Raw genomic sequence first — 22,357 nt, 5'->3', positions numbered from 1 at the left:
CGGCCCGGGATCCAAGGGCCGGGAACCGGACCGCGGTGACCGACGCCTGTCAGCCTCGGCCTCCCCCAGCCGAAGACTCCGACGAGGCAGCGCCACGAGAGGCGCGACGCCCGGCTCAACGTCGAAAGGCCGCTATGGCTGGGTCGTGTCACGCCAAGCGCTGGTGAGTTCAGCAACGCTAAAGTACCGGTCCTCGGGCACCTTCTGTGTCGCGCGATCCACGACATCACGCTGACGGGCGGACCCTCGCCAGCCCGCTGGGGAGTCAAGCAGGTGCCCGACCATGCGACCGAGGGTGTAAACGGTGGTGCGCTGGTCGATGACAGCACCGCGAACGAACTCCTCGGGCGCCATGTAGCGGCGAGAGCCGGGCAACCGATCGGCGTCGAGGACGAATGGGCCGGGCCGGTACTCATCCATGTCGATTAAGCGCATCCGGCGGGCGACGAAGTCGTACAGGAGACAGCCGTCGTACAGGTCGACCGCGACGAACCCAGCGGTGACGACGGCCTGGTGCGCGTCAAGAATCGTGTCGACGGCTGCCTCCACCTCGCCGATGGGAAGCTGCTGGAACCGGGCCAGCGCCGCACGGTCCGACCCGTGGACGGTGGCTCGGTTCAGGACGCTGCCGTCGTGCCACGGGTACACCAGCACCGGTCCGTCCGGGCCATCGAGGATCTGTTCGGGGCCGACGGTCGCCGGGTGCGCGACTACGTCATGCAGTCGGCTGGCCCGCGCCGGCGAGAGCCGGGCTTCGCGTGTAGTGGCACGCTTTACGAACCAACGCCGCCCCATCACCTCGATGCCGTGGGACAGGCAGCCAGAGCCCTGTGCGTCGAAGATCACGAACGCGGACGACAGTGGCAGGTCGAGCACCGATCTAACCTACGGCAAACAGCTGGCCCTGGGTTGACTACTCAGGGTGGGCGGCCCGCAGAGGCTACCGCGCCTTGCGCGGCTAAACGGATGGTTGACACGATCGGGGCCCACTGCCCTTCGCGCGCATCGCGGCAACCCGTCAGCCCACAAGACGACGCCGCCATCTGAGATGATCAGCCGTTGCCGAATTGTAGGAGTGGCACGTCGTACAACGTGGGATCGGGGACCCGGCGCATTGTCGGCGCGGCAACCTCCATAACCAACATTTCGGTGAGGAACTGGACGGTGGCGGCAAGCAGGTGGCTGGTGTGGCCGGTGGCGCTGTGTTCCTTGAGGCCGACGCTGAGGTGGATGTGCGGCAGGATCCGGTCCTCGGCCTCGTCGTAGGCGATGGTGCCGCCGCCGAGTGCTTCGACGTTGGACAGGTGCACGCGGTCCCACACGGGTGCCTGGGGGTTGTCGAGGCGTTGGCATGTGCCGACGATCTCGACACTGCTGAAGCCGGCGATGAAGACGGGGATGTAGCCGTGGCGGATGCCGTTGATGCGGCAGGCGTCGGCGAGGGCTGTGAAGAAGTCCTCGCCGTGGTCGAACGTGACGCCGATCATGCGGCCGGGCGTGAGGTCGTGGCTACGCATGCTGCATCTCCGGCTGTTGGCTGAGGGCCGGCCAGGGCCAGCGGGCAGGATCGCCGGTGCCGCAGGCGGCGAATGCGGCGGCGATGATCTCGGGCTCGGCGCCGGCGGCGAGAAGGGTGTGCAGCAGGATGCGCGCCTTGTAGGGGTCGAGGAAGCCGGCGCCGACGAGCCCTCGGCGCTGCAGGTCGCTCTCGGAGCCGGGGAAGGCGTAGGTGGACGCCAAGACCGGTCCGGCACCAGTACGGGAGGCGAGCACGACCGGGATCCTCGTCGCGAGGGCGGTGAGCTTCTCGACGAGGCGTTGAGGTACGTGGCCGACGCCGAACCCCGCCACGACGAGGCCGTCGAGCCCGTCGGCGCCGGCGAGGAGGGCGCCGTCGTCGCCCAGGGATACGGTGTACAGCCCGACTCGTGGAACCCGGGTGACCGTCTCCAGCGGCACGGTCAGGCGGTGCGGTGGGTGGGTGAGCAGCCGTACTGTGCCCTCGACGACGTGGCCGAGCGGGCCGGTGTTCGGCGAGCGGAAGGCGCCGCCGCTGGTGGAGTGCGTCTTGCGGACGTGCCGGGCGGCGTGGATCTCGTCGGCGAAGACCACGAGGGCGCCAAGGCCGCGGGCGGCGGGGCTGGCGGCGGTGCGGATCGCGGCGAGGATGTTCGCGGGTCCGTCGGCGCCGGCAATGGTGGGGTTGCGCATCGCACCGGTGACTACAACCGGCGCCTTGCCGGTGTGCAGCAGGTCGAGCAGGTAGGCGGTTTCCTCGATGGTGTCGGTGCCCTGGGTGACCACGACGCCATCCATACCGTCGGTCGCGGTGCGGTCGGCGATCAGTGCGGCCAGCGCCGTGAAGTCGTCGAAGCTGAGCGAGGCGCCCGGCAGTTGGCGGAGAGTCTGGACGTGCACGTCGATACCAGTCTCGGCCAGTCCAGGTACGGCGGCGATGAGCTCCTCGGCGGTCAGGTTCGGCACGACGCCGCCAGCGTCGCTGCCGGCGGTCATGGCGATTGTCCCGCCGAGGGAGAGCATCAAGACCGATGTCGGCTTCTCCGCCACCGCACCTCCTCGTCCGTGCCTGTGTGCCTGCGGCAGCCTGTCACAGTTTCTGAGTGAAGCGAAGGCTCAAGGGAGGCTGGCCAGGTAGCGGCAGGCTGCGTTGATCCCGTCGGTGGTCAGTAACCGGCTGCGCGGTCGGATCATCCCTTCGACGCCGACGGCGGCCAGCTCGGTGCAGCGTCGACGCAGCCAGGGCCATTCCAGGCCGAGGTACTCGGCGAGGATTCGTAGGCGGCGGGTGGACCGGCCCGATGCGGTGATGGAGCCGGCTTGGCCGCCGCGGGCAACGTCGTCGTAGCGGCGTAGCGCGGTACGGCGATCGAGGGCGTCGACGTGCCAGAGTCCGTCGGCGCGCACCCAGTTGGCGAGAATGACCTGCGTGTGTGGGGTCAGCACGAAGCCTTCGACGGTGGCGTACGCCGGGTCTGGACTCACGTGCACGGCGATGCGCAGGGATTCCATGAACGCTGCCGAGAGCAGCAGCAGGATGCGTTCCGCGTGGGGGCTGCCCCGCACGGCGGTTTCTGGGATGCAGAAGACGCGGGCGGCCGGGGCGGTGGGTGTGGTGAAGCGTTCGCTCGTGGCGTGCAGATAGTCGATCTTGTGGCGGAAGAGCAGCCAGGTACTGGCTTCTTCGCCGTACTGCTCGCGGGTCCAGAACACGGGCTGGTCGGTCGCGGCGTCGAGGCGGTGGCTGATGTAGCGGGCGCAGAAGTCGGAGCCAAGCCACATCTGGCTCAAGGTGTTGAGGTCGGCGGCGACGTTGCGGCTGACTGCGGAGCCGGGTAGTTGGGCGTAGCGGCGTAGTTTGGGGACGCTGTTGGCGAGCGCGGCATCATCGGCCAGGAGAGCGTCGTCCATGCCGCACAGGGCCCACAGGACGCCGATGGTGAAGGCGTCGAGGCGGTATGCCGGTACCGCCAATCCAAGGGTGGGCGTTGTGGCCACGGCGAGGATGGGCTCGTCGCCGGCCAGCAGTTCCGTCGCCACGAGATCGCGCAGGCCGAAGGCGGCGGCGTGGCCACCGTTGAGCGTCCGTGGGTAGCGGGCGGCGTGGCGGCGGTCTTGGACGGGAATGCTGGTGAGGGTCAGGGTCGTAGCGGGTACGGCTCGGCCGTATGGCAGGGTCAGCAGTCGGTCAACCGGCCATGCCGGTGGGGGCGCCGTGAGTTGCACACCCGGCAGCGCTGATGCCCAATCCGCCGCCGCACCAGTGGCGATCTCACCCGGTGAGGCGGCGAACGCGGATGCCGTTGGCGTGGTGCTGCGCCGCTGCTGGGAGACGGCGGCGCGCACCGCGCGGGCGGTGGCGGCCACGGCGGCACGCTCCTGGTGTCGCTCCAGTTCGACCAGCGGAAGCAGGTTGGTGAGCGCGCCTCCTGCGGCGAGCGCGGTGTCGCAGGCGGTTGCGAATTCCGGGGTCGGCCAGCGCAGGGCCTTCTCGATCTTCGCGATGAGATCCGAACTGACGTGCAGGTGCTCGCCGAGCCGCGCTTGTGACCAGCCGCGCTGTTCTCGCCATGATCGCAGCTGGGCGCCGAAGTAGTGCTTGGCGGAGGTGTGGGGTGTGAGTTCGCGTGGAGTCTGGGCCATCCCAACCTCACGGAATGCGCCGGCCGTGTGCCCGGTTCGGAGGGCGGATTCGGCGGTCGCTTGGTAGCGATCGGTGTCGCCCACGGTACACGGTGCACACGGCGATGTCCGTCCTACCTCACCATCGCTGATCAGGTCGGCTGCGCGGCGGTGATGCTGACGGCGGTGGCGAAGATCTCGGTCATACGGCGGCGTAGCTCGTCGTGGTCGACCAGTGTGATGGCGGTCTGGAAGCTGTCCCTTGCTTGGGCGAGCTGTTCGGCCTGCAGGCGCAGATGGGCGGTGAGAAAGTCGCGTACCTCGGCTGGCGCGGTGGAGGCGACGCGTGCGGCGTACAGGACGGTGAGCGGGAAGGCCCAGCAGGCGTGGAGGAAGCCGAAGGCGGGTCGTTCGGTGGCTCGCCAGGGTGAGTAGAAGTGCCGGTCGTCGGGGATGGTGACGTGGCAGGCGACCAGGGCGTCGTTGAGCCAGTTGTGGCCGGCTTCGTGGATGAGGTCGCGGGCGAGGACGATTGGGTGGTTGGTGTAGTCGGCGAAGACGGTGCCGGGCAGGCGGGTGATGGTCCAGCTGAGCAGGGTGTCGTGGAGCGTCTTCCGTTCGAGGAGGCAGATGATCGGCGCGTGGTCGCGCAGGAGCGTGCCAAAGCCGGCGCTGACTGCCGCCGCGAGCCCGTTCCGCACTTGCTCCAGGGCGGGTGGGCTGGCCGGCGTCGTTTCGGGGTTGATGACGTAGTAGGGCGTGGCGGCGAGGGCCGAGCGGCGCAGTTGCTCCGGCTTCGGGTTGACCACAATCGGGATCTTGTCACCAGGGTCGGTGCGTAGGCGGGCGGTGTCGCTGGCCGTGGCGTGGCGGTACCAGGCCAGCAGCGTGCCGTCGGCGGATCGTGCCGCGGCTTCGGCACCTTCAAGCCAGTGGTGGGCGAGGGCGTAGCTGAGCGGGGTGCTGGCGGGAGCGTTCGTGCCGAGGACGCGGTGGATAGCGGTGGTGCGTCGCCGGCGTAGGTCGGTGGTGGCCGGCAGGCTGAAGAGGTCGTCAAGGGGCGGCACCGGCTGTTCTCCTTTGCGCCGTGGTCGGCGCCTGGTGCCGGGGCGGGGCCCGGCACCAGGCGAGGACGGACGGTTACTGCTGGCCGGTGGAGCTGTCTACGTTGTCCGCGGGAGGCCAGCCGGTGGTGGATACGTTGGAGGTGTGCGCGGTGACCTGGACGGTGGTGTCGTCGCCGCGGAGCTGGTCGACGGCGGTGAGGAAGTCGTCGTAGGGCGTGGGTGTGTCCACGATGTGCTCCTTGTCTGGGTGTCTCGGAAGTCAGGGCTGCTGAGGGCGGTGAGCGGCGGCGGGCTGCGGGCGCGCGGTGGCACTGGCGTTCACCGTTCGGCGATGAGCCAGCTGATGAACTTGCGGGACCGTCCGGAGCTGACTGGTTCGGTGCCGTGGGTCAGTTGGGAGCCGTAGACGATGGCGTCGCCAAGGCGGGGACGGACGGTCCAGCGGGTGCGTGGTAGGTCGCGGAACCAGGCGGAGGAGTTGTCGGCGCCGTCGTGGATGAGCGACATGCCGGGTACGTATCCGGCGGCGCTGGCCGGGTCGGTGCTGGCCCAGATGTCAGGGGCTCCCGTCGTCTCGACGTAGAAGTCGCCTCCGGCATCGGCGTGACGGATGGGGATGCCAATGCCGCCGATCTGGCGGGGCCAGGTGTGGGGGTCGGGGGCGATGCCGTCGGCGTGCGGGGTGATGTGCTGTCCGGTGCGGTACTCGACGTAGGTCCAGGGACGCAGCGCGGTCACCGACGGCATGGCGCGGCGGATGGTCGGCATGGCGCGGTTCGTCGCCCGGTCGAGGATGGCGGTCACCGATGAAGGCAGCTCGGTGATCTCGATACGTCCGGCTGGTTCGTAGACCGCCATGGCCTGCGCGGCGGTCAGGCCCGGGATCTCGTGCATGGTGGTGGTACGGCCGCAGTCGAAACGGCGCGTGCCGGCCGCGGCAAGGATCTCGTCCATGGCTGTCGCGAGCTGTTCGACGTCGGTAGGGCTCAGGAAGCCCTCCACGCTGTGGGTGGTCAGGGTTTCGGCTACGTGGATCATGGCGTCCGTCCTCCCGGGGTGGGCGGGCTCAGGGGCGGCATTCGCAGTCGGCGGGCGCGGTGCTGGCGATGTCGGCGAGTGCGGTGGTGACGGCGGTGACGGCGTCGTCGAGGGCGGCGAAGTAGGCGTCCCAGCCGGCCGTCGGGGCGAGGGAGAGCCCGAGGACCGGGTACTGGCGGCTGGTGGTCTCGCATGTCAGCCGGTCCCGACCGACCAGCAGCTGGCAGGCGGCCGGCAGCACCTGTCGCGCTCGAGTGTCCAGCCGGCAGAGAACGGCGCTGAGCCGGGCGGACTCGGTACGGTGTCGCGGGAGAACGCCGACATGCAGTCCGACCGGTGCGAGGTCGAGACCCGTGTACCGGTGGCCCTGACAGCTGTCGTAGGTGACGTAGCCTAGGCGCCGGGTGAGCAGGTCGACCAGCGGCCAGACGGCGGGTTCGATGCCGTCGCGCCACTGGGGATGGTGGGGGTCGAGGTCGTCGGCCGGGTGGGTACCGGCCAACCCGGCGCTGTTGATGTTGCCGTGATCGCTGTGCCGCAAGGTGGCCGCCGGTCGGGGTCGGCTGGGGTCGTCCCAGCGGGCGAGGAAGCCAGCGACGTCGGGCATGGAGTTGGGCCGGCGGGGGCGCCATGGCACCGCGCGGCATGAGGCGCCGCCGGGTCGGTGGGGTTCGGCGAGGAGAGCTGCGACGCCGTCGACCAGACGCATTCGGTAGGCGCAGTACTCATCGTCGCCGTCGGCGTGCCGGTGCGCCCGCCACCGGGTGGCGACGCAGCCGCCGCCGCAGGTGTCGCGGTACCGGCAGCTCGCGCACTTGGCCATCAGCGACCGGCCCACCTCAAGCAACGGCAGGCGGCGCTGCGCGTCAATGATGTCGGCCTCCTCAGGAGCCCCCGGCAGGCCGGTGAGCTGGGCCTTCGGCGCCGGTAGCTCGTCGCAGCTGCCCATGCGCCCGTCGGGGTAGGCGGTGAAGACGTGGTCACACTTGGCGTCGGAGAAGTGGCAGATGGCCGCCGCTGCGCCGGTGAGCCGGTGGATGGTCGACACCGCGGGTTCGAGCTTGATGCGCCGGAACAGGCCGCTGCCGATCCAGTGCGCAGTCGCGCTGAGGGCAAAGGACGCGTACTCGGCAGGCGTGATCGCCCAAGCCGGCCCGGAGCCACCGGTGAGGGCCGCCTGTTGCAGATGGCGGCTCGCCGGCACCCGTGCACCAGCGAGCCGGGTCGGGGCGGCGACGGTGGCGTCGAAGCAAGGTACGAGGTTGACGGCGCGCACGGCGGCAAATCTGACGAGATGGTCGAGGATCTCGGCGGCGCGGCCGAGCACGGCAGAGGTGACGACGCTGATGACCCCGACGTGCCTGCCGCGCGCGGCGAGCAGGCGCAGGGCGGCGGCGACGCGGTCGTATGTGGGCTGGGCGTCGTAGCCGACGCGCCAGGCATTGCCGGCGACGTCGCCGTCGAGCGAGATCCCGATTTCCAGCCCGGGGTAGTGCGTGTCGATGAGGTCCAGCCAGCTGTCGTCGAGAAGGAGGCCGTTGGTCTGCATTGAGACGCGCACGACGTTGGGTTGGGCCGCAAGCCGGTCAAGTATTTCGGCGAAGGCGGCGCGGCCAATCGTCAGCGGCTCGCCGCCGTGCAGCTCGACGGCGACGGGGCGGGCACCAAAGATCGCGGTCAGCCGGGCGGCGTCGTCGGCTGACAGTCGTGCTCCGCTGGGAGCTTCCTTGCGCTTCTCGTAGCAGTACAGGCAATCGATGTTGCAGGTCTCGCCGCGCAACTTGAGTATGACCGATACCGGGCGGCGGTCGTCGGCGGACAGGGGCCGGTACATGGCCTCCGGGGTGGGGGTGGCCGCGGGCATGGTTAGCCTCCCTGGCGGTTCGCCCGGTGCCAGCCGGTGAGCTGGCCGGGGGTGAGGCGGATGCGTTCGTCGCCGCGGCGCAGGAACCAGCCGTCGGTGTAGCGCTGGGGCAGCCAACCCAGCCCGCAAGTACCGGCCGGAGGCGGCTCTTCGGCGGTGGCGCTGTCCGGCCAACACCGAAGGAGTGCGGCGGTGACCCGCCTCCGGACGGACGGGAACCAGGACGTGTCCTCGGCGCTCCAGGACGGGATGGGAAGTGACGGTGGCGGGCCGTCGTTGATTCGACGCCAGAGGGCCGGCAGCCACTTGTCGCCGAGCAGCGGTTGGTCCGCCGCGACCACGTCGAGGCCGAGAAGGCAGATCTCCACCTGGCGGCGTACCACCTCGGCCTCGGCATACAGGTGATCGGTGGTGAGTCCGAGGAGGTCTTCGACAAGACTGAGGACGTGCTCGACCCGGTCCGCCACGGCCCAGTGCCGGTAGCCGGCTACGTCGTCGCCGGTGACGACCGGCTGCCATCCCGTCAGCGTGTACCGCCGTGCGGTGCGCAGCCGGGTCAGTTGCCCGAGGGCGGCGCGGACCTGCCGGAAGCGCTCGACGTCGTCGAAGCGCACGTCGAAGGAGCCCAGCATGCTCCGCAGCGGTTCGATCATGGCGGGGGTACACGCGGCGAGGTCGACCCGTACGCCGTCCACCAACCGCGAGCGCAGCGCGGGGGGCTGGTCGTGGAAGACAACGCGCAGGTCGATGTCGCTGCGGGCGTGGGCTAGGCCGGCACCCAGCGCGCCCTCCAGCCAAACCTCGCTGACCTTCGGGTCATCGCAGAACTCGGCCGCGACCCGGGCAGCGATCCTGGCACGGATATCGACTGCGCTGGTCACCGGTCCTCCTCCCGTCCCCCAAGCAGGGCGGTGCGCAGAGTCTCGGCCGTCCAGCGGTCGAGGACGCCCCGCACGTCCGGGCGCTGCGCTCCGATATGCGGGGTGAGGAGCAGGTTGCGCGGCTCACCCGGTCCTGTGAGCGAGCCGACGTGTTCGGGGTCGATCGCGTCGATGGCCAGGCCGCTCAACGTGCCGGCGTCGAGGGCGTCCAGGCAGGCTGGCAGGTCGAGGGTCTCCATCCGCCCGGCACAGATCAACGCCGGGCGGCGCCGCCCGGCATGGGCCAGCCAAGCCGGACCGAAGACCGCTCGGGTGGTTTCACGCAGCGGCAGCGCCACGACGTGCAGATCTGCCCAACTGGTCAGCAGCTCAGCGGGGCGTTGGGGCAGGTTCGGCGGGCTGGACGGCCATGCCGCGTACGCCACGTCACTTACCGCCGAGCGGAGCGCCTGCCCGATGGCGAGACCGACGGGCCCAGCGCCCCAGATCGCGAGGTGCTGCTCGGCCAGGGGACGTCCAAGGCAGGCGGCCTTGAGGTGACGGCCGGCGGCGAGGCCGTTGTGCCCGAGTGCCGCACGGCGGCTGAGGCTCAGCGCGGCCAGCAGCGTCCATTCGGCGACGGCCGCGGCGTTCGCGGTCGGGTTGCGATGCAGAGTGATGCCTCGGGCCGCGAGTGCGAGATGGTCGATGTTGTCGGTGCCGGAGCCCGGTCGAACGACATGTCGCAGCGCCGGCAGGCAGGCGAGGTGGTGGGCCGACAGCCGGGTGCCGGAACGCATGACGGCCGCAACCGCCGGGTGGGATACCGCCGGTAGCCGGTCGAGTACCTCGACGCGCACTCCGGGCAGCGCCTGGGTCAGCCGGTGAGGGTCGGCGCTGCCCTCGACGACCACGACGGTGGTCATGCGGACCGCCGGTACAGGCCGAAGGCGAGGTCGCCGTCGCCGTCGCCGACGAGGACCTCAACCGGCGTCGGCGTGCCGAAGTAGTCGTCGCAGGCGCGCTTGACGCCGGGCAGGCCGTCCCAGGCCTTCGGGTTGACTACGGTGTCGGCGTAGTCATCGATGATCAGTGCACCGAGGTGACTCAGGCGGGGAACGCAGTGGGTGAGCGAGACGTAGATGGAGTCGTAGAAGTCACCGTCCAGGTAACCGAACGCGATCGTCTCGGGCATCTGGTCGGGCAGGGTGTCGGCGAACCAGCCGGGATGGATGACCGGACCCGGTTTGTGCCAGGCGGCGTGAGTGGACACGACGTCCGCCGGCGTACTCACCAGTTCGCCTTCACCGAGGTGGTTGGAGTCCCGATCACCGGGGGCCGGCAGGCCCGCGAACGAGTCGTAGACGTGGATCGGCCGATCCTTGTCGCCGAGTTCGTCGAGTACGGCACGCATCCACAGCGCCATGGCGCCCCGGTAGCAGCCGACCTCCACAACCGCCCCCTCGACGCCGTCTTTCACCATGTGCCGCAGCTGGGCGGCGATGGCGGTCAGCCGGTCGGCGTCAACGGTGTTGGCATGCTCGGCGAGCAACCAGCTGCGAAGCGCGGACAGGTGCACGGTCATCGCGGTCACCACCGGTCCACAAGACAGTCGCGGCGGTCCTGGCCGAGCGCGTCGAGCAGGTGCGGCACCACGCGCGGCAGAAGGTACTTACTCGCCAGCGCGGTCACCGGCACCCACTCGAACCCGACGTGGTGGGGGTCGGGCGGGTCGGGCATGCGGGGTGCGGCGTCGTCGAGGGGGTCGGCGAGGAAGTTGAATTGGACCTTCTGCACGTCGCCGAACTCGCCTTGCCAGGCCTCGGGCACGTACTCGACGACGAACAGCAGTCTGCGCGCCCGCACACGCAGCCCGGTCTCCTCGGCGACCTTGCGGCACACGGCGTCGCGCAGGCACTCTCCCTCGCGGGCCTTGCCGCCGGGAAGGTTGTAGTGGAAGCCTGCGGCGTCGTCGTAGGACAAGAGCAAGACGTGATCTGCGCGCATGACGGCGGCCTTCACCGACACGCTGATCCGCGGCAATGGGGGCATGTGGGATCTCCTGGTCGAGGGGTCGGACGCAGGGCTCAGACGCGGGCGTAGGGATCGCCGATCGCCAGCAGCTCGCCCACGGTGGCCAGCGGCACCGTGCCCGGCGAGCCGCTGCCAGCCAGCTCCGCGGCGACGGCGCGCATGCCCGCCAAGGCGGCGCGGCTGAGCTGGTTGGCGTAGATGCACATGGCGAACCCGGCCCGGCCCAGCTCTTGCCATCCGAGGTGGGCAAAGGCGGTCGGCACGGTCACCAGCGGGGTCGGTGCGCTCCATTCCCGCGCCGTGCGCAGCGCCTCGTCTCCTGAGACGTCACGGGAGTGGATCAGTACCGCGTCCGCGCCGTTCGCGGCGTAGTACCGGGCCCGGTCTAGGGCGTGGGAGAAGGGTGCGCCGGCGATCAGCGCCTCCGTGCGGGCGATGAGCACCAGTTCGTCGCTGGCCCGGCGCATCTCTCGCAGCTGGTACGCGACGACATCGACGTCAGCCAGGCCCTGAGTGCGGTGGGTGCTGAAGCTGTTGCACTTCGGGTAGGCGCTGTCCTCCAGGCACAGCGCGGCAGCGCCCGCGCGGGCCAGGTCCAAAGCGCAGCGGCGGGCGGAGTTCTCGGACCCGCCGGCGTTGTCGACGTCGACCACCACGGGCAGGTGGGCGGTGCGCCCGACGGCGAGCACCACGTCGCACAGGTCACGCACCCCGAGCACGTTCGCGTCGGCGAGGCCGGCGGCGGCGGAGACCTCCAGGCTGCTGACCCACAGTGCGTCGAAGCCAGCACCGGCGGCGGCGTTGGCGGCAAGGGCGTTGACTGCGCCGACCGCCCGGACCGGGGCGCCGGTACCCGCCATCAGTGCCCGGCGCAAAATGTCAGCGGTCACCGGCCACCGCCTCCGTCGCGGGATCGAATGGCGGCACGAGGTCATGCGCGATGAGGGCCTGCCAGACCTGGTCCAACACGCCGCCGGGGCTCGCGCTGGCGTCGATGTGTGCCACTTCGCCCAACAGCGGATAGGCGGCCGGCTCGCTCACGATCTCGGTGTAGACCTGACGCACTCGGGCCTGCACGTCCAACACGTCCCAGTCCGCCCGGACCGCGTCGCCCTGCCGGCCGTGCGCCCGCTGCAGCGAGTCGCGCGGGTCCAGATCGAGCACCAGCGTCAGATCAACCGGCTGGGTAATGCCGGCGGCGAGCCGCTCGTAGGTCTCCCCCGGCTTCATGTCGTGCTTGACGGCGAAGAACGCCAGCTCGCTCACCAGCCAGCGGTCGCTGATCACCGGGCGGTTGGGCAACGCCGGCCGCACCAGCCGCGCGAGCGTCGCCGCCTTGTCGGCCACCAGCGCCTGCAGGTACCGGTCCCGGTTGTCCGCCGACGGCTGGTACTTACCCTTCACGATGTCGGCGGCCGCATCAGCGGCCAGGAAGTTGCTGGTCAGGACGCACAGGGGTGTCACCTCGTAGAGGCCTTCCCAGAGCCGGAACAGGCCCTTGCGCACCGTGGTCTTCCCCGTGCCGTCCAGGCCCTCGATCACGATGAACGGAAACCGCTGCATCACTCCACCTGCCCCGCGCCGGTACCACCGGCGTACTTCGTGAACCGACCCCGCCACGGCACCGCCATCGACACCAGGTCGACCAAGCGCAGCTCGCCGAGTTCCTCCAACAACGCCGGCATCCGTCGCTCGACTGCGACGCTCGCCGCCAACGCGCGGCAGTACGCCATCCGCAAGCCGGCCTCAGCGACTCCGCCTGCTCGCAGGTGTTCCTCCAACACGCGGATCGCCATACCAAGCGCGACAATGCCGGCTGCCTCCTCCAGCACCATCCGCGCTATTGATGCAGTGCTGGGTTGCAAACTGCGGTGATGCACACCGCGATGGCGGATGATCGCAAAGAACCCGACCCACCAGGCCGCCGCGCCACAAACAGCCGCTAGATCGGCAGCCACCACCTGGTCGACCCCATCCATGATCAGCTCGTTGGCCCGAGCCATTGCCGCAGGTCTGAGCACGTTCGTTGGACCTACTGGATACGCATAGCGCGCTGGAAGGTCCAGCCACGGACGAAGTCCGGCGTCATCGATGTGACTGGACACGGACGCTAGGTTTGTGAACTCAACGGCTGCCAACGCCGCTGCGAGTCCAACACCGTGGACGTCCGGCAAAGGGGTGTTCGATGCAATCGCCTCTCGCCACTCGGAGAGATGCAGGTGAACCCGCTGTACTTGGAGGCCGTCACCGACCGTCAGCCACATGCGGTGCAGGGGTACTGCTGAAGTAGGTCGTAACTGAGGTGAGGCAGGCACGGATTCTCCTCATGCAGGATCGGGCGGCCGACTAACGGCAGCAGCCGCACGTCGATTGACGCAGACTTAGTTACAGAGAGCCAGGAGGCGCATGCGGACAGAAGAACTTGTCCGCATGCCCGAACAGGTTGTCCGCATTCGGCGAGCTCACGGGTGAGTCATGCAACCACGCAGTTGTTCTTGGTTGCGCCCCGCTGAACACTGAGTGACCCTATGTACGAGATACCAACGCTGCTCGATGCCATCGTCACGCGAGCAGCCCGAAAGGCGGTGTCATGGGCCAGGCCCCGCGGGCGCTCCAGCCATCCCTGTTCGAGCGCCACTTCTTCGGCGCCGAACTGCGTCGGCTGCGCGAACGCGCCAACCTCTCGTAGGCGCGGCTCGGCATCATGATCCTTTTAGGGGTCCTAACAAAATGATCTTTGGGCTTGCCGTCCCTTGTAGAGGGTGATCTACGATGTTGGTTCGTGAGGCGTGGTGAGCAGCCGCCGTGGATCGTGCCGGACGGGCTGTGGCAGCGCATCGAGCCGTTGCTGCCCAGACCTGAGCGCAACCCACGGCACCCGAGACGTAAACGGATCCCGGACCGGCAGGTGCTGTGCGGGATCCTGTTCGTGCTGCACACCGGTATCCAGTGAGAGTTCCTACCTCAGGAGCTGGGGTTCGGCTCGGGGATGACCTGCTGGCGGCGCTTGGAGGAGTGGAACCGGGCCGGCATGTGGCAGCGGCTGCACGAGCTGCTGTTGGCCGAACTCCAGGCAGCCGGGAAGCTGGACTGGTCCCGCGCCGTGATCGACTCCTCCCATGTGCGGGCCGCCCGACGTGGCCCAAAGCGGGCCGAGCCCCGTCGACCGCGCCCGCCCGGGCTCGAAGCACCACGTCCTGACCGAGGGCGCCGGCATCCCCCCTGGCCGTGTCGCTGACCGGCGGCAACCGCCACGACGCCACCGAACTGCTCCCGCTGATCGACAAGATCCCGCCCGTACGCAGTCGGCGCGGCCGACCCCGCCGGCGCCCCGACCAGCTCTTCGGCGACCGCGCCTACGACCACGACAAGTACCGGCGGGCAGTACGGGCCAAAGGCATCCGTCCACGCATCGCCCGCCGCGGTCAACCCCACGGATCCGGACTCGGCACCATCAGGTGGGTGGTCGAGCGCACCATCGCCTGGTACCACGGCATGCGACGCCTACGCATCCGCTGGAAACGCCGTGACGACATCCACGAGGCCTTCCTCGCCCTCGCCACCTGCATCATCACGTACCGACACGTCACCCGGCTTTGTTAGGACCTCTTAATCGACGTACCCGAACCGGCTCTGCCGCCCCGACAGCCTGACGCCGCAACCCCAGCCCGACCCGCCACCCAAGCCCGGCGTGTCACCAACACCGCGAACGTTTGTGGTCAGAGCACTAGTTCCGGGTGTGGGGCTGCGGGCAGCGATCAGGGAACCAAGCACAGTTCCCGCGGCCAGGCAGGCCAGCAGCGCTATGACAGCGGCCATCGTGAACTCGCCCCAGTTCAGGTCGACCCAGAACTACACACCCAACGTGTTGTGCTGCTCGGCAGTCATGAGGCACTGCCAGATCAGCGCCAGCGAGGCGAAGCCCGGTATCGCGACCGCGACGGCGCGCCGCACCGGCGGCACCTCAACCTCCACCCGGTCAGCCGCTGCGGGGTCGGCGGCGCCGGCGTCCGCAGCCCCGAGCACGGCGGCGGACGCGGGCTCGGGCAGGACCGTCGGGAGGATGCCCGTGTGCGCCGCAAGGATGTGGGCGAGCTGGGGTAGGCGGGCGCTGCCGCCGACGCAGTAGACGCCCGCAACGTCGGTTACGGTGAGCTCGGCTGCCGTAATCGTCTCCTCGACCAGCTGGGCCACCCGTCGCAGCACCGGTCCGGCCGCGTGCTCGAGCATGGCGGTGTTCGCGACCACGGGTGGCCGGTCGGGAAGCGGCACCGTGACGGCCGAATGAGCGGCCAGAGCCTCCTTCGCCGCGCGGACGCTCTCCCCCACCGCCCACTGCCCGGTACCCTCGCCCGGCGCGTCCAGAGCGCCGGTGAGGGCGGCGGCCAGGGCGCGGTCGATGGCAGTGCCGCCGGCGGACGCGTCGGCGAGAGTCGCGAGAACTTCAAAACCCGCGGGGCCGCGTCGCAGAACAGTCACCTCCGCGCCCGCGCCGAGGTCGCAGATGACGATGAACGACCCGACCGGCAGGTGCACACCGGTGGCCAGCAGATGCCCGGCGACGCCCACCGGAGCCTCCACCAGACGCGGCTGGGACAGTCCAGCGCGGTGCGCGACCTGCCGCATCCAGGTGCGCCGCCTCGGACCCCAGCCCGCCGGCACCACCAGCCGCACATCCCGCACCGGCCCACCCGCAACCCGCTCCGCCTCCACCGCGACCCGGCGCAGCGGCGCTGCCGCCACCTCAAGCGCATCCACCGTGGTCCCCTCCACGGTGAGGCCGTCATCGGCAGGACGACGGGGACTTGGGACCAGCCGGCTCGGCTCCCCACGGCGGCCAGGTGACGACAGCCCCGGCAGGCGGCCTGCATTCGGCGATCGGAAGGGTGAATGTGGCGGGTACGGATCGTGCGGCGATCGCCGCGGCCGCGATCGGTCGCATTGACACGTGGCTTCAACAGCCTCTCGGCGCAAGATCGCGCGCGGTCAGAGCCACCGCGACAGCTCGGGCACAGGCTCTTCGCCGGTCCTGCTGACGCCGGGCGCCGGGCGGCCGGAAAGGTACGCGGTGAGCCCGGCGAGGGTGCTGGTCACCCGGGCGGCATTGCCGACGCCAGAGACAGCCCAGCTACCGGGGTGATCGGTGGCTGTGAGGATAAGCGCGGGCCCGTCGCCGGCCGGCGGCGGATCGCTTTGCGGCAATGTCGTCGAGCAGTGCGGCGAGGAAGTCGGCCGGCAGGTCGTCGAAGCCCACGCCGGCACCGAGGTCGACGGCATGGACCATGACCTCGCGGGCCCGCATCCAGGGGATCTCCTCGGCGGGGACGATACGGCCCTGGGCGGTGCGAACCTGCCGGCGCCACTGTTGCTCGTCCAGTTCGGCCAGCCGCGCGTGGAGGGTCTGGGAGGACCGCGTCGCCCAGGCGCGCAGCTCGGCCGCGGGCCGCGTTGCGCCGGCGTCGATGTCCGCGTCGCGCTGCTGTGGCGAGGAGTACATCGGCTTCTCCTCGCCGGTGCGCGCCCAGTGTGCCAGGTTGACCAGCGCGTCGGCGTTGGCGGCGACGTGGGCCAGCAGGTGCTTGCCGGTCCAGCCGGCGAGTGCGGTGGGCTGGTCCAACCGGTCGTCCGGCAGAGCGGCGAGGGCAGCGCTGAATGTCTTGCTGCCCTGCGCCATCCAGCGCAGGCTGTCCGCCCGCGTACGGTCGACGGCCATCAGGCGACCGTCTCGGCTACGGCCTTGGCCTCCGACCGGCCCAGTCCGGTGATCTCGGTGGTCAGCACGCTGCCGTCGGCAAGGTATCGGGCGGGCTTCCGGGCGTGGCCCACCCCGCCCGGGGTGCCAGAGGCGATGATGTCGCCCGGCTTGAGGGTGACGATCGTGGAGATGTATCGCACCAGGGCGACAGGGTCGAACACGAGATTCGAGGTGTCGGCCTGCTGCACCACCTCACCGTCGACGGTTCCGGTCAGGGTGAGCGAGGGTCGGGTGCCGCCGGGCAGCTCGTCCGGGGTGACCAGGTACGGGCCGAAGGGCGTGCTGGCTTCCCACGTCTTGCCCTGCAGCCACATGTGGGTGCGGTACTGCCAGTCCCGCATGGTGACGTCGTTGAGGACGGCGAACCCGGCAATGGCGTCGTGCGCGGCGTCGGTGGCGCGACGTACGGTCCTGCCGATGACGATCGCGAGCTCAGCCTCCCAGTCGACGTGGTCGGACTCAGGTGGAAGCCGGATCTCGTCGTAGGCGCCAATGAGCGCCTCGGGGTACTTGGCAAACAGGGTCGGGTACTGCGGAAGCTCGCGGCCCATCTCGAGGATGTGGTTGCGGTAGTTCAGACCAACGCAGATGATCTTGCCGGGCCGGGGCACGACCGGCGCGTAACCGACGGCCTGGGCCGCGGGCCCGTCCGTCCGGGCGGCGTACTCGGCCCAGTCCGGCCGGGCCAACAGCTCGCCGACGTCGGCGAAGCCGAGGTCGACCAGGGTCTCCCCCTGCACCCGGACGGCCCGGGTGGCGCCGTCGGCGGTACGGATAGTGGCGAGCTTCATGCGTTCTGTCCTTCCACTTGGACGCGGTCCAGGTGCAGCGCCTCGAAGATCGGGCTGTCGCTGAACCGGAAGAGATCGAGCGCAGCCGAGTCGGAGTCGGACGGCGAAGCCTCGGACCTGGCCGAGAACGGCACCCAGGAGGGGACGACGAAAATGTCGCCACGGCTGACCGACCAGGACGTGTCGCCGACCGTGACCCGTCCGCTGCCGTCGAACACCTGGTATACCGAGGAGCCGGCCTCGCGACGGGGCGCCGTCTCGGCGCCGCGGCGGATGCGGTGCATCTCCGCTCGGATGGTCGGCAGCACATCGCCCCCGCTCGTGGGGTTGGCATAACGGACCGCCGCGTGACCCGGCTCGACCGTACCGGCGTAGCCCTCGGCCTCTAGTTCGAGCTGGTCGGTCAGCGCCCGGTCGGTGTCCACCCACCGGTAGGCCAGCAGCGGGGTGCCGGGCTGCGAGCCGGGGACCGAGACGGGGCGTAGACCGGGGTGGCCCCAGAGCCGCTCGGAGTGGGAGCGTTCGGGAGTGCTGCACTCGGCGTCGCTGATCTCGTCCCGGCCGAACTCGAAGAACTGCGACTCGGTGACGTACTGGAACGGGATGTCCAGGCCGTCGATCCACGCCATCGGCCTGTCCGCCGCGTTGTGGTGGGCGTGCCAGTTCCAGCCCGCCTGCGGTAGGAAGTCGCCGCGGCTCATGGCCACCGGATCGCGGCCGACCACGGTCCAGACACCCTCGCCCTCGACGACGAAGCGGAAGGCGTGCTGGGTGTGGCGGTGCTCCGGGGCGTCCTCGCCCGGCATCAGGTACTGGATCGCCGCCCACAGCGTCGGCGTGGCGAACGGTCGGCCGCCCAACGCCGGGTTCGCCAACGCGATCGCACGGCGCTCCCCGCCCCGGCCGACCGGGACCAGGTGCCCGGCCCGATCCGCCAGGGCCACCAGACTCTCCCACCGCCACAGGTGGGGGACCGCCTTGGAGCGCGGATGCAGGGGCATCAGGTCCCCAATCTCCGTCCATAGCGGAATGAGCAGCTCCTGCTCGAAGCCGTGGTACAGCTCCTGAAGCGCGGCCGACGGCGTCGGCTGATCCGGCGAGTCGACCACAGTGAGGCGCACCGGCGACGTCACGGTGTCAGTCATCTCTGCCTCCTTCTCAATGGCATGGGTGGGCGTCATTGCTGCTTCGCCGATTCCCCAGCGTCTCTGTGCGCAGGGCGGCTGCTCGGACAGTGGATCAAGCCGGCACCAATCAGCCGCCGGCGCGCAGGACCTCCGGCGAGAAGCCGGCGACCTCCTTGTAACGCCGCGAGATCGCTTCCAGCTCGGCCTGGCTGATCACATCCTCGATGCGATCGAACGGTTGGTCCTTGGTGCGCTCCCACACCTCGCGAATGATCACGTCGGGCGGTGTGCTGCGGTTGGTGCGCACCACCTTGGCCGTGGCCGGCAGCCGCTCGTCGGCGTACGCCTGGAGAGCGGCCTGCGGGTCGCCGATGGTCGACAGTGACCGGCGCAGCACTCGCGCATCGACGATCGCCTGTCCGGCCCCGTTGGATCCGCGCGGCACCATCGGGTGTGCCGCGTCACCGAGCAGCGTCACCCGGCCGACGGTCCAGCGGTCCAGCGGATCCTGGTCGACCATCGGATACTCCAGCACCTCTTCGGTGCCGTGCAGCAACGCGGGCACGTCGAGCCAGTCGAACTGCCAGTCCGCGAAGGCGTCGACGAAGTCCTCGAGCCGGCCCTTGCGGCCCCAGTCGCGCTCGACCTCGCGCGGCGTCTCGATTTCCGCGACCCAGTTGATGAGCTGGTTGCCATGCCCGTCGACGTTGTCGCGGATCGGGTAGATGACCATCTTTCCGCGGTCCAGCCAACCCGCGCGGATCATGCTTGCGCCGGTAAGGATCGGCCGGCCGACCGTGGTGCCGCGCCACATGTTGATGCCGGAGTACCGCGGCAGCCCTTCATTGGGGTGCAGCTGCGCGCGGACCGCCGAATGGATCCCGTCGCAGGCCACCACGGCACTCGCCGCGACGGTGGGCAGCTGCGCGCCGGTGCGGGAACTGCGGAAGTGCACCTGCGCGCTCCGGTCGTCCTGGGTGACACCGGTGCAGCGATGGTCCAGTACGACCGCGTCCGGACCCAGCCGCCCGCGTACCGCCTGCAGCAGAACCTGCTGCAGGTCGCCCCGGTGGATGGAGAACTGCGGGTGGTCGTAGCCCGCGAACCGACCGCTCGGCTCCCGGTAGATGAGTTGACCGAACCGGTTGTAGAAGACGGATTCGCGGGTCGTCACCGCGACCCGGGCGAGCTCGGGCTCTAGGCCCAGCTGGCACAACACTTTCGAGGCGTGCGGCAGGATGTTGATGCCCACGCCGAGCGGGCGGATCTCGGGTACGGCCTCGTAGACGCGGCACGGAATGCCGGCGTCGTGCAGTTCGAGGGCGAGCACCAGTCCACCGATTCCGGCGCCGATGATGAGCACGTCGTCACCGCTGCGACGAGCATTCATTCCTTTTCCTCCCGACAGACGTTGCGGCACTCGCCGAGCCCTTCGATGGCGGTCAGCAGGGTCTGCCCAGGCGCCAGGAAGACCTTCGGGTTACGGGCGGCGCCGACCCCGCCCGGCGTGCCGGTGGCGATCAGATCGCCCGGGCGGAGCGTGGTGAACTGGCTGATGTAGGCGACCGTGGCCGCGGGGTCGAACAACAGGTCTGAGGTCCGGCTGCGCTGCACGACGACCCCGTCGACCTCGCAGCGCACCTCCAGGTCTCGGGCATGGTCGACCTCGTCGGGCGTGACCAGGAGGGGCCCGACGGGCGTGCTGCGCTCGAACGCCTTGCCCTGCAGCCACTGGGTGGTCCGCCACTGCCAGTCCCGCATCGACACGTCGTTGACGACGGTGTAACCGGCGATGGCGGCGCGTGCCTGCTCGCGGGTCGCCCGGCGCAGCGGGGTGCCGATGACGACCCCCAGCTCGGCCTCCCAATCGACCTCCGCGCTCGTAGTTGGCAGTACGACCTCGTCCCGAGCGCCGATGAGCGTGTCGGCGAACTTCGCGAACAGCGTGGGGTACTCAGGCAACTCGCGGCCCATCTCGAGGATGTGCGTGCGATAGTTCAGCCCGACACAGATAATCTTCGATGGGTTGGGGACGACTGGGGCGAAATCACCGTCCTCGACGGGCACCGGCTCGCCGGCCGGCGGGATCCGGTCGATGTCCTGCACCTCGGCTGCGGCGAGCAGTGCGCCCACGTCCGGATAGCCGAGCGGGACGGCGACACTGTTCTCGACCCGGGCCGCTCGGGTGCCCGCAGCCGTTCGGATGGTGGCCAGACGCATTGCTTCAGGTGCCTCCTTTGGCAGGCGCTCAGATCCGGGCGGCCGACTCGGCCGAAGGAGCGGATTCTGCGAGAGACCAGGCGGCCCGGACGTCCGCGACGTTGACAACCGGCCCCAGGTAGGACCGGAACTCGTTGACAGCGCCGTCGTGCCGGGCCCGGCTCGTGGCCGCGGTGGCGTCGGCGACCAGCACCGGCTGGAAGCCCTGTGCGAGGGCGTCCAAGCCGGTCGCCCGTACGCACAGGTCGCTAGTCACCCCGGCGAGCAGCACGACCTGGCGGCTGCGCGCCCGCAGGGACAACTCGAGGGAGGTGTACGCGAAGGCGGAGTACCGGTGCTTGACGAGGACGCGCTCGTCGTCCGCCTCGGAGATGCGGTAGGGCTGCGCTCCCCACGAGCCCTGCCGGACGATCGGGTGCTGCCTCGGGTCGAGCAGGTTACCGGCATCGCCCCGGGCCAACCACTCGGGCGTGTCGGTCCAGTCCGAGTGCTCCGTGCGCACATGCAGGCACGGGACCCGGGCGGCCCGGGCCACGTCGAGCAGCGCGAGGATGGCATCCACGGCGGGGGCGACCTGGCTCATGTCGCCGCCCGCCCGGGCGAGCGCCCCGTCCGGGTCGCAGTAGTCGTTCTGCACATCGACGACCACCAGCGCGCACCGGGACACCGGCAACACGTCCGCGAGCGTCGAGCTCACTCCGCCGCTCCGGAGGCAACCAACTTGTCCAGGTCGATCTTGCCCTCGGACAGGCCGTACTTGCCCATCTTCTCGGCCATGAAGCTCAGCGAGTCCAGGTCGCACTTGGCCTGCCACACCGGCAGGATCATCTTCTGCGCGGCCTCGGGGGTGACCTTCTGCAGCGTGGGCAGGGCGGTCCGGAACCCGGCAGGGTCGGACGTGATGGCCTCGGCGGTGGCCGCCACGCCCTTCTGGAAGGCCTCCACCACCTTCGGCTGCTCCTTGACGTACTTCGCCGAGGCGACGAACGAGCCGATCTGCAGGCTGGGCTTGGACTCTACGTACGGCCACAGCACCGGCCGGAATCCCTGCTCGCGACCGAGCGACACGAACGGCTCGATCTCCCAGGCGGCGTCCACCCGTCCGGCTTCCAGCGTTGCCAGCATGTCGGGGAAGCCGAGCTCGACGAACTGGATGCCGGAGGTGTCGACGCCGCGAGCCTCGAGGGCGGCCTTGATCGTGACGTCACCGATGTTCTTCAGGGTGTTGACCGCGATCTTCTTACCGGCGAGGTCCTTCGCCGAGGTGATCGGGCTGTCCTTGGGCACGAGGACAGCGGAGAAGTCCTCGTCGGCCTTGTCGGTGGCGAACGTGCCGGGAGCGACGAGGGAGATCGGCAGGCCCTTGCTGGCCGCCAGCAGAACGCTAGACGAGTAGTTCCGAATCCCGGTCAGTGGTCGTAGGCGATCAGTGACCGGGTGACGGGTGCGCCGGTCTTGTTG

The 22,357-nt window shown here is 69.8% G+C and carries 23 protein-coding genes and 1 pseudogene; 1 reads left to right on the top strand and 23 read right to left on the bottom strand.

Going from position 1 to position 22,357, the window contains the following annotated elements; translation table 11 throughout:
• Positions 1-132: 132 nt before the first annotated feature.
• The 15 genes from AC1WTP_RS31690 to AC1WTP_RS31620 all read right to left on the bottom strand — a co-directional run bounded on the left by AC1WTP_RS31690 (position 133) and on the right by AC1WTP_RS31620 (position 13,006).
• Positions 133-876, bottom strand: coding sequence for a protein kinase family protein (locus AC1WTP_RS31690; protein WP_481652912.1), 744 nt, complete (start codon positions 874-876; stop codon positions 133-135).
• 176 nt (positions 877-1,052) lie between these two features.
• Complete coding sequence (locus tag AC1WTP_RS31685; protein ID WP_481652911.1) at positions 1,053-1,517, bottom strand: PPC domain-containing DNA-binding protein; 465 nt, start codon at positions 1,515-1,517, stop codon at positions 1,053-1,055.
• Positions 1,510-2,568 carry an asparaginase gene (locus tag AC1WTP_RS31680; RefSeq protein WP_481652910.1) on the bottom strand — a complete coding sequence of 353 codons (1,059 nt, stop codon included), beginning with the start codon at positions 2,566-2,568 and terminating at the stop codon, positions 1,510-1,512. Before AC1WTP_RS31680 ends, AC1WTP_RS31685 begins: the two co-directional genes overlap by 8 nt.
• Before the next feature lie 66 nt (positions 2,569-2,634).
• The gene (locus AC1WTP_RS31675) at positions 2,635-4,245 is read right to left on the bottom strand and encodes a helix-turn-helix domain-containing protein (RefSeq protein ID WP_481652909.1); all 1,611 of its coding nucleotides are present in this window, start codon (positions 4,243-4,245) and stop codon (positions 2,635-2,637) included.
• A gap of 47 nt (positions 4,246-4,292) precedes the next feature.
• Complete coding sequence (locus AC1WTP_RS31670; RefSeq protein ID WP_481652908.1) at positions 4,293-5,207, bottom strand: aKG-HExxH-type peptide beta-hydroxylase; 915 nt, start codon at positions 5,205-5,207, stop codon at positions 4,293-4,295.
• A gap of 73 nt (positions 5,208-5,280) precedes the next feature.
• Positions 5,281-5,436 (bottom strand): hypothetical protein, encoded by a 156-nt coding sequence (locus AC1WTP_RS31665; RefSeq protein WP_199737098.1) that lies wholly within the window; start codon positions 5,434-5,436, stop codon positions 5,281-5,283.
• A gap of 89 nt (positions 5,437-5,525) precedes the next feature.
• Positions 5,526-6,245 carry a hypothetical protein gene (locus AC1WTP_RS31660; protein ID WP_481652907.1) on the bottom strand — a complete coding sequence of 240 codons (720 nt, stop codon included), beginning with the start codon at positions 6,243-6,245 and terminating at the stop codon, positions 5,526-5,528.
• Positions 6,246-6,273: 28 nt separating this feature from the next.
• On the bottom strand, positions 6,274-8,109 hold the full coding sequence (locus AC1WTP_RS31655; protein WP_481652906.1) for a radical SAM protein: 1,836 nt from the start codon (positions 8,107-8,109) through the stop codon (positions 6,274-6,276).
• 2 nt (positions 8,110-8,111) lie between these two features.
• Positions 8,112-8,990 carry a hypothetical protein gene (locus AC1WTP_RS31650; RefSeq protein WP_481652905.1) on the bottom strand — a complete coding sequence of 293 codons (879 nt, stop codon included), beginning with the start codon at positions 8,988-8,990 and terminating at the stop codon, positions 8,112-8,114.
• Positions 8,987-9,895 (bottom strand): NAD(P)-dependent oxidoreductase, encoded by a 909-nt coding sequence (locus AC1WTP_RS31645; RefSeq protein WP_481652904.1) that lies wholly within the window; start codon positions 9,893-9,895, stop codon positions 8,987-8,989. The genes AC1WTP_RS31650 and AC1WTP_RS31645 overlap by 4 nt, the downstream gene beginning before the upstream one ends.
• Entirely contained in the window at positions 9,892-10,554 is a 663-nt protein-coding gene (locus tag AC1WTP_RS31640; protein ID WP_481652903.1) for a TylF/MycF/NovP-related O-methyltransferase, read from the bottom strand. Before AC1WTP_RS31640 ends, AC1WTP_RS31645 begins: the two co-directional genes overlap by 4 nt.
• Before the next feature lie 5 nt (positions 10,555-10,559).
• Complete coding sequence (locus AC1WTP_RS31635; protein WP_481652902.1) at positions 10,560-11,021, bottom strand: NUDIX domain-containing protein; 462 nt, start codon at positions 11,019-11,021, stop codon at positions 10,560-10,562.
• A 35-nt stretch (positions 11,022-11,056) separates the two neighbouring features.
• A complete protein-coding gene (locus AC1WTP_RS31630) occupies positions 11,057-11,893 on the bottom strand; it encodes an isocitrate lyase/phosphoenolpyruvate mutase family protein (protein ID WP_481652901.1) in 837 nt (278 codons plus the stop codon).
• A complete protein-coding gene (locus AC1WTP_RS31625; RefSeq protein WP_481652900.1) occupies positions 11,883-12,566 on the bottom strand; it encodes a dTMP kinase in 684 nt (227 codons plus the stop codon). Before AC1WTP_RS31625 ends, AC1WTP_RS31630 begins: the two co-directional genes overlap by 11 nt.
• A complete protein-coding gene (locus AC1WTP_RS31620; RefSeq protein WP_481652899.1) occupies positions 12,566-13,006 on the bottom strand; it encodes a hypothetical protein in 441 nt (146 codons plus the stop codon). The genes AC1WTP_RS31625 and AC1WTP_RS31620 overlap by 1 nt, the downstream gene beginning before the upstream one ends.
• An 806-nt stretch (positions 13,007-13,812) precedes the next feature.
• Here AC1WTP_RS31620 and AC1WTP_RS31615 point away from each other — a divergent pair.
• Positions 13,813-14,606: pseudogene (locus tag AC1WTP_RS31615) on the top strand (IS5 family transposase).
• 249 nt (positions 14,607-14,855) lie between these two features.
• On the opposite strand, the gene AC1WTP_RS31610 reads toward AC1WTP_RS31615, so the two are convergent.
• The 8 genes from AC1WTP_RS31610 to AC1WTP_RS31575 form a co-directional block, all read right to left on the bottom strand.
• Entirely contained in the window at positions 14,856-15,776 is a 921-nt protein-coding gene (locus AC1WTP_RS31610; RefSeq protein ID WP_481652898.1) for an Hsp70 family protein, read from the bottom strand.
• A gap of 355 nt (positions 15,777-16,131) precedes the next feature.
• Positions 16,132-16,716: a maleylpyruvate isomerase family mycothiol-dependent enzyme gene (locus tag AC1WTP_RS31605; protein WP_481652897.1), complete on the bottom strand. Its 585-nt coding sequence runs from the start codon at positions 16,714-16,716 to the stop codon at positions 16,132-16,134.
• Positions 16,716-17,549 (bottom strand): fumarylacetoacetate hydrolase family protein, encoded by an 834-nt coding sequence (locus AC1WTP_RS31600; protein ID WP_481652896.1) that lies wholly within the window; start codon positions 17,547-17,549, stop codon positions 16,716-16,718. Before AC1WTP_RS31600 ends, AC1WTP_RS31605 begins: the two co-directional genes overlap by 1 nt.
• A complete protein-coding gene (locus AC1WTP_RS31595; protein ID WP_481652895.1) occupies positions 17,546-18,694 on the bottom strand; it encodes a cupin domain-containing protein in 1,149 nt (382 codons plus the stop codon). The genes AC1WTP_RS31600 and AC1WTP_RS31595 overlap by 4 nt, the downstream gene beginning before the upstream one ends.
• Positions 18,695-18,803: 109 nt before the next feature.
• Entirely contained in the window at positions 18,804-20,039 is a 1,236-nt protein-coding gene (locus AC1WTP_RS31590) for a flavin-dependent oxidoreductase (RefSeq protein WP_481652894.1), read from the bottom strand.
• 23 nt (positions 20,040-20,062) lie between these two features.
• Positions 20,063-20,896, bottom strand: coding sequence for a fumarylacetoacetate hydrolase family protein (locus tag AC1WTP_RS31585; protein WP_481652893.1), 834 nt, complete (start codon positions 20,894-20,896; stop codon positions 20,063-20,065).
• A 28-nt stretch (positions 20,897-20,924) separates the two neighbouring features.
• On the bottom strand, positions 20,925-21,593 hold the full coding sequence (locus tag AC1WTP_RS31580; protein WP_481652892.1) for a cysteine hydrolase family protein: 669 nt from the start codon (positions 21,591-21,593) through the stop codon (positions 20,925-20,927).
• On the bottom strand, positions 21,590-22,357 hold a 768-nt coding region (locus tag AC1WTP_RS31575), incomplete at its 5' end, for an ABC transporter substrate-binding protein (RefSeq protein ID WP_481652891.1). The genes AC1WTP_RS31575 and AC1WTP_RS31580, both read right to left, overlap by 4 nt.

Source organism: Micromonospora sp. R311 (assembly GCF_056780015.1).
This window is presented reverse-complemented; position numbering and strand designations above follow the sequence as displayed.